Genomic DNA, 12,749 nt, shown 5'->3' with positions numbered 1-12,749 from the left:
AACGTATTAGTAAACATTTACTTCCGGTTCTAACTTTACGTTGAACTTCTGGAAAATACTTTGTTGAATTTTTTGGGCGAGTTCCCATACTTCGGTGCCGGTGGCTTTTCCGTAGTTTACCAGCACTAAGGCTTGCTTGGGGTGGCAACCAACATCACCTTGCCGGTACCCTTTCCAGCCTATTTGTTCGATAAGCCAACCCGCAGCTAATTTAATTTCATTATGAACTCGATAATGAACTATCGCTGGAAAATCTTTTTGCAGTTCAACAAATTGTTCATAGGAGATAATCGGGTTTTTGAAAAAGCTGCCTGCATTTCCGGTAACTTTTGGGTCAGGAAGTTTCGTACGGCGAATTTCGACTATCGTATCCCGAACTTGTTGAATCGTAAATGGCTCAAGATAGTTTTTCCTAAGCTCTTCTAAAACAGTACCATAACTTAAGATAGGTTTGTAGGTAGGAGGTTTCTGTAGGCAAAGTGTTACTTCTGTGATTATAAATCTATCTTTACCTTTTTGCTTAAAATAGCTGTCTCGATAGCCTAATTGGCAATCCTGTACGGAAATTTGGCAGAATCTTTGGGTAAATTTATCCCACGCAGTTACTGATTTTAAGGCGTTTGCAATTTCAACTCCGTAAGCACCAATATTTTGAACGGGTGCAGCTCCTACGCGGCCGGGTATTAGCGATAGATTTTCAACGCCCCCAAAACCATTTGATACTGCCCAATGAACCAACTCGTCCCAAACTACTCCAGCACCAACTTTCACCCATATATTTGACTGGTTTTCTTGTTCTATGTGGATTCCTTGGTTCCGGATAGCAATAACCGGAATTTCTAAATTTTTGGTAATCAGAATATTACTTCCACCACCTAAAATCAAATGTGGTTCTGACAATATTCCATGATAGGATGGTATTTGTTCCGGTGAATGTACTTCATATAGTTCAGCGCAAGTAGCTTCAATTCCAAAAGTGGTGAGATTTTTTAAAGAGACGGGCATTTTATTTCAATATAACAGTTCTAAACTGCCTGCGCCTTCACGAATCACCTCAAAAGTGTCATCTTCAAAACTGCAATCTACCAATGTGGAAGGGATAATTCCTCCCTGGCCTCCGTCAATCACCATATCTACTATGGATTTATATTTTTCGTGAATCAATTCTGGGTCGGTAAGGTATTCCAAAATATTATCATCTTCCCGTAAAGATGTGGTTAGCATTGGGTTACCAAGTAGCCGGACTAAATCGGTTACAATATGATTATCGACCACGCGGATTCCGACAGTTTTTCGTTCGGACTGAAAATGGCGGGGGATTTTTTTAGAAGCTCTTAAAACATAGGTATAGGGGCCGGGTAAGGTACGCTTCATCATTTTATAGATAGACGTAGAAACCTGAACAGCATAATCAGAAATGATAGAAACGCTTTCGCAGATACAAGAGAAGTTGGACTTTTCCGGCGAGATATTCTTGATTTTACAAATCCGCTCAATACCTTTTTTGGAATAAATATCGCAGCCAAGCCCATAAACGGTATCGGTAGGGTAAATGATAACTCCGTCTTTACGTAAACAATCCACCACTTTTTGGAGCAGCCTCTCCGGTGGATTTTTAGGATGTATCGGCAAAAGCATTTCTATTTAGTATTTGAGGTAGAAGTAATTTAAACTTATTTTAAAAAATTGAAAAGGGTTGTTGAGATTTGTGTCACAAAACATAATTATTTCAGAACCACCCCTTATGTACAAAGTACTTAGCAAAGATATAATAAAAAACGAAATAGTTGTTCACTTACCTTCATCCAAACAAGGATTTCCGCCAACTGTCTCGCCCTAAAATAGGTTTACACAAAAAAGTGTAACCACAGAGAAAAAAGCAGTAAAAACAGAACAAGAGAAAGAGACTATAATTGCCTCGTATTTACTGGACGCGAAAACTTATCGCCAGTTAGGAAACAAACATACTGTTATGTTAATCGTAAATTAACGGATAAAGTCTTCTGAGTTTTTGCCTTGCATCGTTTGTTGTAAATTGCCAATTGATTTTACCATTTTTGTTGTTTCTGTGTTGTTGCCAAGCCTCTACTTCGCTGACAATATTTTCTATTTTTGCGATATGCCTATTCAAACATTGATGGTTTAGAACGTGTAATTCTATTTCTGCCATATTTAGCCAACTTCCGTGTTTAGGAGTATATACAAATTCAAACCTGTCCCAAATTCGTTTTGCTTCCTGCGGTTCAAACATTTCATATAATGCCGATGGGGAATGGGTTTTAAAATTATCCATTACCAAAGTTATCTTCTTCGCTTCCGGATACATTTCATCAGCTATTCTTTTTACAAACATTGCCCAATCTTTTTTGGTTTTTGTCTGCGTTACTTCAACCAAACGTTTGCTTTTCAATGGCTCGTTTGCCATAAATATATTGACAACACCATGTCTGGTGTATTCATAATCTTCCCGCTTTTCATAACCCGGAGTCATGGGAGAATTGTTCTTGCTTTCTATCAATTGCTTTGGTGACTCATCCATGCAAACAACGGGGTTTTCTTCATTGTAAGGTCTTTTATAAACATCCAATACATTTTCCATATGTGCTACAAACTCACTACTTTTTTCCGGTGGAATTACCCAACCTTTTACTTTCCAAGGCTTAAGTTCATTTTTTTTAAAACATTCCCAACCGAAACATAAGATATGCTGTCCACGTAATTCAGCTCTACCATCTTATCTGCTAACAATCGCAAAGACCATTTTGCAAATCCTTTGGGTGGCTCGCTACAGCATAGTGCAACCAATTTAGCTTCCACCTCGCCGTCTATCTTTATTTCATATTTTCGGCTTGTCTGTCTGCGTTCCAGCACTTGCTCGAAACCCTCTTCAATAAATTTTTTCTTAACTCTGTCTATGGTTCGCATCCCTACTTTCAGTACTTTACTAATCTGTTCATTGGTTACTTTGTCAGAATATTCGCCTTCATCGCAGTTTAACAGAATATAAGCAGTACGGAATGTTTGTGAAGTATGGCTTCCTTTATTAATGATTGCCTGAAGTTCCTCTACTTCTTCCTTTGTCAATTTAATCGTGTATCGTATCATTGTTTTTTTGTAAAGATACGAAATATATGCGTCATAACATATCTAACCTAACAGTAGTTTTCCTATATAATCTTCTGCTTCTAACTCATAATAAGTTATTTATATTTATTCTTAGCTGCTTTTGTGCTTTGGCAATGAGGGCAAGTAACCGTTTGTTTGACTTCTGGCATAGACGATAAGGTTAGTCTTTATTGCCAAAAACTTCATCATACTTTCTAAGCCGCAACCAAATAATTCCAAGTTCCGTTCTTGTTCATCTCGTTTTTGGATATTTTTGCACTTCGGCAATGAGAGTAGGTAACCGTTCATTTTGCTTTATAAATAAACTACAAAGTTATTGCCAAGAATTTTATCCTGTTTTCTGAACCACAACCAAGCTTTTTATTAACATTGATGAAAAAGAAAAGACTTCTTTTTGGTGCTGTAGATATTGGCTACCGAATAGAGCACTATACAAAGTTTATCCATGAAGAATTTTCCGATAAATTAGAAGTTGAATCATTTTCAAAATATGTTTTAGCTAAAGATCATTTTGAAACAAAATATACTTTTACATGCGAAATCTATAAAAAATCTAACTTTTATGTTTACATTTACTTATTTTTATTTTTTCTAAGAGCATTAATTCGATATGATATATTTCATTTTTTATCAGGAGAATTAATTTTAACCTATAAATATAGAGATTTAGAACTATTTTTATACAAATTGCTAGGTAAAAAGGTTATTATGCATTTTGTCGGTGCTGATATTAGATCTGTAAAATATTCAAAATGGAAAAATGATAATTTAAAAACATATTTAGAAACAAAAATAAATCCTTTTCCGATGTCTGATGAAAATCAGCTAAAATTGATTAATTTGTCTAAAAAGTATGCTGACAAAATAATAGTTTCAACACCCGATCTATTGCAAATAATCCCAGATGCAATATACATTCCTGTATTTATTGATATAGAAAATTTCCAAAAAATAGCTGACTATAAATTTGATAAAAAGTTGCCACTAAAAATCCTTCATTCACCATCAAATAAATCAATTAAAGGTAGCACTTATATTATAGACCAACTAATGCCTCTCAAAGAGATGAATGGAATACAAGTAGAGGTAGTTATTCCCAAAAAAACTTTTGATGATTGTAATAAATATTATGTTTTAAGTAGATATGAATTGATAAATGAAATGAAAAAATCTCATTTTTTAATTGACCAACTATCAATAGGATGGTATGGTCTTCAATCAATCGAAGCATTAATATTAGGTAATGTGGTATTCTGTTATATAGAAGACACAAATATTAAATACTTATTCCCAAATACTCCTATAATTAACTTAAATGCAGTAAATTTGGAATCAGTGATTAAAGAAAATATTAATCTAAGCTATACCAATAATATTGTAGAAGATAATATAGAATGGGTTAAAAAATGGCATACAATTAAAAGTTATAAAAATATATTTTATGATTTATGGCTAAGCAAATGAATCAAAGTAAACCAATTTTTGATATTACCCAAGCAACTCAGGCTTAGGAATATCAAGTAATGGTATTGTTAAGCAAGTATAGATTTAGGAAAAACGTTAAGAGGAGGTTATTTGTAATAACCTCCTCTTAACGTTTCATCATAATAGGTTTTACCTCAACAATGTAACGCTTCCGGATCTCTGAATTGTCTCTAAATTGTTGTCAATTGGATAAATTTTAATTGTGAAGAAATACACTCCTTCTGTGCAATCAGAGTTTTGAAGATTTTTGCCGTTCCAATATTTAGTTGAATTAGCGTCATTAAAGAACATCAGTGCCCCCCACCTATCGTGTACCCAGAGTTCATACTTTGAGTATCCTTTTATGTTTGGTACGAAGAAATCATTGGTAGCGTCTCCATTCGGAGTAAAGACGTTAGGTATTGTGATGATCTCATCTTCTAAAACAGTATAGGTAGCGAGTTGAGTAGTGTCTGAACAGCCTGTTAATGGATTTAGGGCGATTACAGTAACAGTATATGGGCCACCTAATGGATAAATATGCGTTGGAGAAGCCTCATTGCTTGTTTGGCCGTCCCCAAAATCCCAGTAATATACTGCTGAAGTATCTACCCCTTGATTATGCTGAAACTGAACTGCTGAATTTGAAATACGCAATATCACTGGATTTGCCGGAATCGAAGAAACATCTAACACAGGTGTAGATAATAATACAGCCCGTACCGGCACACGGATTGACGTACAACCGTTTGCTGTGTATTCTACCCAGTAGGTTTCTGTTTGTTGTGTATTTGAGATTACTAATTGTTCACCTGTATTTAACACAGTGGTAGAATTTGAATCAGAATACCATAAAAATACTCCTCCGGTAACTGTTGAACTTGCTGTTAAAACTTGTCCTTGGTCTAAGCAGGCAGCTCCGTTTGTAGCAGTAATATCCGGTAGTGGAACTATGGTTATGCTTGCGGTATCTGTGTAATAACAACTTTTTCCAAAAGTAGTGTCTTCTATGGTTAAGGTAACTTGTGTAGAGACGTTACTACTGTATGTTTGGCTTGTAGCTACTACTGTTTGTGATACGGCATCTCGCCATATATAGCCTCCTATGCCGGAGTATATTGGGCCAACGAGTGTGCCAGTACCTCCTGCACATAATGTAGTATCTAAAACAGTAAATATCGGCAAGGATTTTACCCGAACTCGTATTGAATCCATCGAAACGCAACCGTTAGAGGTTACTTCAACGGTATAAACGTGGGTGCTATTTGTGGTATCTGAAACCGGTAAAACTGCCGTAATTGTGCCGGTAAACACACCATCTTGGAACCAACGGAAAGTAGTTCCATTTGTAACCGGTGTTATTACATAAATTTCTCCAGAACAAAGTACTGTATCTGTTGGTACAATATCAACAGTAGGTAGAGAAAACTCTTGAACCGCTGCGGTATCTGTATAACTACAAGATTTGTTGTTTATTGTTTCTATAACAGTTAAAGAATACGTTCCTCCGGTTGTTACAATTAGCGTATCATTGGTGCCAACGGATAATCCGGTTGCTAAATTTATCCAGTTATAGGTGTAATTTGAACCAAGCGGCCCACGTAATATCGCCGGATTGCCGGAGCAAATAGAGGCATCTAATACATCAAATATCGGCAAAGGCTGGCGGCCAATGTGCACACTCGCTGTATCATAGCAATTTCCATTGGAAACAATTACGGCATAAGTTCCTGAATCACCTACTGCTACCAATAAACTGGGTAAGAAATGGTTCAACTTTGTCCCATCACGATACCAATCATAACCGGTCGTTTGGGTAGTAGTAAGCGTTAAAGTAATACTTTCATTGGCACATAAAACGGTATCAGGGATGGTAAAGGCAACCGATGGTGATGGGGTTACTAAGATATGCATTGTATCTAAGCAGCCGGAATTTACCGTGATAATGTCTGTTGCGGGTGTTGCAGGATTTCCGAAATAAACTATTCCGGTTAAAGAATCAATAGTTGAGCCTATCGAAGAGTTAATACTCCACCGCAGGTTAGCTCCTGTTGAAGTATAACTTGCACTTGTACCTCCGCAAACCGTTACCGGGCCAATAATCGCCGGCAGTGGATTAACAGTGATTAAGAAAGTATCTTTGCAACCACTGGGAGATGTAGCGAACAACGAGTCTGTTCCAAAAGTGGTTCCAGTAGAGTAGTTTACCGTAAGAACTCCAGACACAGAACCATTTAACGTTGAACCAACCGAAGATACTAATACCCAATTAGATGGCACAGAAGAGTTATACTGACCACTAAAGCCAATACAGTAGGCACTCTGGCCGGAAATAACCGGCTTCGGCTGAATATTTATACTGATTGTATCTCTACAACCAGACGGCGTTACAAAATAAACCTCATCAATCGCAAGAAATGTTGTGGTTCCGGCTGATATTACTCCTGTTACCGGATCTATTGTAGAGCCAACTGTAGAACTTATACTGAAAGTACCGGCTAAACCACCACTTTGTATTGTTCCTTGTGTAAACATACACAGTGAAGCAGGTCCCGTAAGAACTGGCTTTGTATTTACTTGAACAAAATGTGTATCTAAGCAGCTGGCGGCAGCAGAAACAAAGTAAATTGTATCTACCCCTGCCAAAGAACCCGACACATAGTTTCCTGAACCACTAATTGATGATCCAATCGTTGTGCCTATTGTGAAAGTACCACCAAGCCCATTTGTGGCAAAAGTAGCAGCACTATACGCACAAATTGAATCTACACCGGAAATAACAGGCTTCGGATTAACCGTAACCGCAAGAGTATCTCGGCAACCACTCGGTGTTTCAAAAATAACACTTTCGATAACTGGACTTGATGTTGTACCAAAATCAACAACACCGGTAGAAGCATTAATAGAAGAACCAATACTACTACTCAAAGAAAAAGTTCCTGCTAAGCCGGAAGTAGAATACGTATGTTGTGTAAAACTACAAACATTAGTAGCGCCAGTAATATCTGGCTTTGGATTAACTCGAACAAGATGCGTATCTAAGCAACTGGCGGCAGCAGAAACAAAGTAAATTGTATCTACCCCTGCCAAAGAACCCGACACATAGTTTCCTGAACCACTAATTGATGATCCAATCGTTGTGCCTATTGTGAAAGTGCCACCAAGCCCACTCGTGTTAAAGGTAGTAGCTGTATAAGCACAAATTGAATCTACACCGGAAATAACAGGTTTTGGATTAACCGTAACCGCAAGCGTATCTCGGCAGCCACTCGATGTTTCAAAAACGATATTCTCTATAACTGGACTTAACGTTGTGCCAAAATCAGCAACACCGGTAGCAGCATTAATAGAAGAACCAATACTACTGCTTAGCGAATATGTGCCTACTAAGCCGGAAGTGGAATAAGTATGCTGTGTAAAACTACAAACATTGGTAGCGCCAGTAATATCTGGCTTCGGATTAACGGTAACCAAAAATGTATCTCTACAGCCATTTGAGGTTACATAAAAGATAGAATCGGTTGCAGCACTCGATCCATTACCCATTAGAGCAAGGCCGGCAGTATTAATAGTAGAACCAATAGAACTCTTGATTGAAAATGTACCCGGAATTGCAGTCGTTAATGAATACGTATTGGATGTGAATCCGCAAACAATTGTATTCCCGACAATATCCGGCTTTGGATTTATTGTTACTACGAAAGTATCACGATACACACAAGCATCAGTATTGTTGTAAAAACTATCTACAACCATTAGTTCGTAAGTTCCGGCAATAGAAATTGTTATTGTTTGCCCATTTACCGGTGCGCCTGCTGGGAGTCGTCTCCACGCGTAAATATCAAGGCCAGCCGGTGCTGTAACCGTTATCGTATTGCCTGAACATATTGTTTGATCAGGAATATTTAGGATAGGCTTTTGATTTACAATAATTGTCATACTATCCGGCCTTGGGCTCCGGCAGTTATTAGCATTTGTAGTAAACAATATATAAGTTGTTGTAACTGCGGGGCTTACAACATAAGTTGTTGAAAGTCCACTGTAAACCGGTGTGCTTGATCCGGAGACGAAGAGTTCGTAGATTTTTCCGGGAGCAGCTCCGCTAAACGTTAAAGTAGTTGATTGTCCCGGGCATAAGGTAGAATCATTTGTAGAGAGAGTGGGTTCTGCTGCCGGCTCTACCACAACTATTGCCGTCTTAGGCGGGCTCTTACACCCATGGCTTGACATAGCTACAACCTGAAACAAATTCGCAGTCGTAGAAGGGACTATTAACGTATTATTGGTACCGATAATAGTAGGATTCCCTAAAACCGTCCATTCATAACTTGCACCTCCAGTGGCAGTTAAAGTAACTGTATCGCCATCACAAATCAGTGAATTGGTTGGGTTGACTGTTACCGTAGGGTTCGGATATACTTTTACAATCTGCGTTTTTACGGCACTTGTACAGCCGGTTGCATTCACTGAAACTACCGTAATTGTTGTATCAGCAGTTGGGGTAATCTTTATAGAATCTGCAATTACATTTCCGGGAGACCAAATAAAGCGTTTAATCCCTCCTACTCCACCTGAACCACTTGCATATAAAGTCGTTGATTCTCCGGCACATAGCAGCGTATCACCGGTAATATTTACGATTGGATCAACATCTACAAAAAATGTACGAGTAATAGGTCCCGTTAAGCCGCAGCAATCTGTTAATAGCTTTAAAGAAACTGTATAGTTCCCATTAACCGTTGGGGTATAGGTTATTGTATCACTCGTTGCGCTGGAATCTGTAAATACCGTAGTAGCTCCGCGGCGTATTGTCCATGAATAAGTTACAACGCCGGTTAAAACAGAACTTGACATCACTATTGGGGTATTTTTACATACAGAGTCATCGGATATAATGATGGTTGGAGTAGATGCTGAAGGTGTACTTAAAATCGGCCAGAAATCAGTATAAACATTACCGGAGTAAGATACTGTTTTTCTACCTGTGTTTGTGTATTGCGAAATCACATTTGCGCCGGTTGGGGTTGGATTAGTTGCATCACCAATTGTTCCAAGGTTCCATGCAGCCGAAGAACCAGCATTAAATACTACATTTCGGTTTGTGCAAGAAGTATCTCCGCAGGTTATTACGGGCTGGGCAATAAGGTTAAAGTCAGCCGGAGTGTTTGAGCCTGAGGTAATAACCTGCGCCATTCCTCCCGAGGCTACTGCTGGGTTAGTTCCTGTTACATATAATTTAGTAGCAATTCCAGTTGATCCGTCTCCTCCTTTTCCGCCAGCACCACCTTGTCCGCCGTTTCCTCCATTTCCGCCAGAGCGGCCGCCAGAGGGAGTTGAGCCAGAGTTACCTGTGCTACCTGAGCCGCCTGAGCCGCCTGAGCCGCCTATCCCCGCTGTGCCTGCGTTGCCTGCTGAGATGCTGCAGTCCTTAATGGTAGCACCTGTACCATTAGCAAAAGCTACTATACCAAAAGAGCTAGCGCCGCTTGTACCGGGAGTTCCGCCTTGGCCGCCGGCACCGCCAGCACCACCGGTACCACCGTTACCACCAGGATCTTGACAGCAACATTCGCCGCCGCCGCCGCCGCCGCCGCCGCCGCCGCTACCGTTACCCCCCACAGAACCATTTGTTGCCCCTGTACCGGGCACAAAAAAACCTCCTGCGAATGTTCCTGCCGAAGCGTTTGCACCAATCGAACCGACCGTACCCACACCACCGGGGTTACCATTATTTCCATTTTGAGAAGTTTGTCCCAAAAACACACCCTTCTGCCCGCCTGTTCCACCGGAACCGCCACTTGAACCAGTTCCAGTGGAACCCGTAGAACCATTACTCCCACTTCCTGTACAAAGGCCACCACCACCAACAGCACCACCAGCACCACCAGCACCACCAGCAAATCCCCCGCCCAATACACCAGTAGTTCCTACTGCTCCGTTCAAACCATTTCCTGCATTTCCAACAATTATTCGGCAGCGCACAATATTGTAGCCTGAACAACCATTCAATGCTATCGCATAAACGCTGGTCGCTTGTTGCCCAACTGTAGTAGCCGGTGCATCCGCTACTTGTATCGTTAAGTCTTGAAAACGAAAGCCATTTACCGAGTTCAAACTAAATGCTACAAGCCTATTGGGATTTAATTCTATATTATTAGCATCTCTATAAATTATAGTAGGAACTGCATTAGATTTTGTCCAGTTGGTGCTATTATATCCACCATCTAAGGTTACATAATCTGTAATAGTGGTAATTGGGTTTGAAATATTGTAAGTTCCGGCGGCTATCTTAATTATACTTGCATTGCAAGCTGAGAGTATCAAGCCACGTGCTAAGGAGGCTGGGTCAGCTCGAGTTCCGGAGGCGTTAGCTCCTCCGGTTGGAGTTACATATATTGTGTTACAAGCCGCAGCCGGCGGCGGCGGCGTAACAATTACCTGAGTTGTAGTGGTAGTTGAGCAGCCATTGGCAGATACTCCTCGCAAAGTTATCGTTTGAGTAGAAGAAAATGGGCCAACGGTTACACTTGGTCCTGTACCCAAATTTGTAACTCCATTAAACCAAGTGTAGGTAGCGGCATTGCCGGTTGCCGTTAAGGTTACTGATGATCCGTTACACAATACCGGATTCTGAGGTACAATAGATATTATTGGGCTTGGATTTACCGTTACAGTACCTGTCTTAAACAATTTACAGCCGCCCGCATCTGTTAAGGTTACGGTGTAAGAATACGTTCCGGCTGTAGAATAGGTAAAAGAGGGATTGGGCGTATTTCCTGCCGTAAAGCCTCCGGAGCCAGCCCAAGAATAGGTAACTGGTCCTGTGTTTCCGGTTACATTAGTTACAGAAAAATTAGTAGGCGACCCTTGGCAAACTGTAGTAGCATTTACCGTTGCCTTAATGTTGCTGATTACATAAACCCGATAAGCAAAAGTACCTGAACCATTTATTGTACAGGCGTTATCTCTTACCGTAACTGTGAACTGGTATGCTTGAGAACTTGTATCAGCTATACCAGGTGCCCAAGTAAATGTACCGGTTGGGTATGACCCTGCTCCAACGGTAAATGTAGCACCTTGTATGCCGTTATCCCAAGTCATGGCTACTTGGTCTCCTCCACCTGCATCTGAAGACCCAATAGTAAAGTTCACTGTTTGGCCGGGACATACAGTTATTTGCGCATTAGTTGCATTATAAGTAGTTCCGTTAATGCCCGTAGTAATCGGGTTGATGTTATTACAATTCAAAACAATAACCTGTACATCTCTGATTATAGTACCAATTAATACCCCATTACGGTACTCTTTAACTTTAATGGCTAAAACTCCAATTTGAACGTTCGTAGCACTAATAGCTAAATCCCCTGTGGACGTGCTAAATGTAGTTGTACCATCTAATGGATGAGTAGGAGAATAACCCGACCTAAAAGAAACAACACTACTTGGGCTGTCTTTCGGATCAACTAATTCATAGGTTAAAGAATCTCCGTCTGCATCAAACGCACCGTTATTGTAATTATAAACTTGGCCTCGGCAAATATAAGGAACAGGTCTATTTAAAAAAACCGGAGAAGAGTTACAAGCACCACCTGCTGTGGTATTGTCTAACGTTGATTCTATATAAAAGTCAGTACCTCCGGGATTATTAATGGTATTAATGGAGTTATTTCTACAACACAAAGTATAGCCAAATATCCAATCTATAGCTTGACCATTTAAGGTAACTACTCCTTCGTAAATGTACTCTTGCACACCTGGAACAGTGCCACCATTGCAAGTAGAAACGGCGCTGGTACACGTTGGGGCAATTTCTATTCCCGTTCCGGGAATCGGATTACAAATAATGCTGCGGTTTACGCCCAGACTTGCAGATTTAATAACAACACTTACATTGGGTGGTGCCGAAACACCTTGGCAATCCCTATAAAAAGTAACCCGAATACGATATTGATTTCCACCTAAGCATTCATAAGTTATATCTCCACCTACTGCGTGTGAGGCTATTATTTTTTGGTTTAATGCTGCCATTAACACAAAGGCTAATAACAATACTATCCGCCGAAAAATACTTGAACGCATCTTGTGCTTTAACCATAAATACTCCCAGTTAGCTGTCATCATCAAAACTTCTTAAAGTTGCGAAAATACATACTTTGTAG

At 39.8% G+C, this 12,749-nt stretch carries 5 protein-coding genes; 1 reads left to right on the top strand and 4 read right to left on the bottom strand.

What is annotated here, in order from left to right; translation table 11 throughout:
• Window positions 1-6: 6 nt before the first annotated feature.
• The 3 genes from murB to LC115_05670 form a co-directional block, all read right to left on the bottom strand.
• Window positions 7-1,005, bottom strand: coding sequence for a UDP-N-acetylmuramate dehydrogenase (murB, locus tag LC115_05680; protein MCZ2356169.1), 999 nt, complete (start codon window positions 1,003-1,005; stop codon window positions 7-9).
• A 6-nt stretch (window positions 1,006-1,011) separates the two neighbouring features.
• Window positions 1,012-1,638 carry a threonylcarbamoyl-AMP synthase gene (locus LC115_05675; protein MCZ2356168.1) on the bottom strand — a complete coding sequence of 209 codons (627 nt, stop codon included), beginning with the start codon at window positions 1,636-1,638 and terminating at the stop codon, window positions 1,012-1,014.
• A gap of 337 nt (window positions 1,639-1,975) precedes the next feature.
• Window positions 1,976-3,105, bottom strand: a protein-coding gene (locus tag LC115_05670; GenBank protein ID MCZ2356167.1) for an IS630 family transposase whose coding sequence is annotated in 2 segments (ribosomal slippage) — window positions 1,976-2,688 and window positions 2,688-3,105 — 1,131 coding nt in all. Because the reading frame shifts where the segments join, the coding sequence is not laid out codon by codon here.
• A gap of 393 nt (window positions 3,106-3,498) precedes the next feature.
• Here LC115_05670 and LC115_05665 point away from each other — a divergent pair.
• On the top strand, window positions 3,499-4,590 hold the full coding sequence (locus LC115_05665) for a hypothetical protein (GenBank protein ID MCZ2356166.1): 1,092 nt from the start codon (window positions 3,499-3,501) through the stop codon (window positions 4,588-4,590).
• 150 nt (window positions 4,591-4,740) lie between these two features.
• Here the strand turns inward: LC115_05665 and LC115_05660 are convergent, their stop codons facing one another.
• Window positions 4,741-12,669, bottom strand: coding sequence for a gliding motility-associated C-terminal domain-containing protein (locus LC115_05660; GenBank protein MCZ2356165.1), 7,929 nt, complete (start codon window positions 12,667-12,669; stop codon window positions 4,741-4,743).
• Window positions 12,670-12,749: the final 80 nt, after the last annotated feature.

It is taken from the genome of Bacteroidia bacterium (assembly GCA_026932145.1).
Taxonomy (GTDB): domain Bacteria; phylum Bacteroidota; class Bacteroidia; order J057; family JAIXKT01; genus JAIXKT01.
This window is presented reverse-complemented; position numbering and strand designations above follow the sequence as displayed.

Excerpts from the sequence above, each read along its gene's own strand:
- murB (MCZ2356169.1), bottom strand. The coding sequence starts at position 1,005 with ATGCCCGTCTCTTTAAAAAATCTCACCACTTTTGGAATTGAAGCTACT.
- LC115_05675 (MCZ2356168.1), bottom strand. The coding sequence starts at position 1,638 with ATGCTTTTGCCGATACATCCTAAAAATCCACCGGAGAGGCTGCTCCAA.
- LC115_05665 (MCZ2356166.1), top strand. The coding sequence starts at position 3,499 with ATGAAAAAGAAAAGACTTCTTTTTGGTGCTGTAGATATTGGCTACCGA.
- LC115_05660 (MCZ2356165.1), bottom strand. The coding sequence starts at position 12,669 with ATGCGTTCAAGTATTTTTCGGCGGATAGTATTGTTATTAGCCTTTGTG.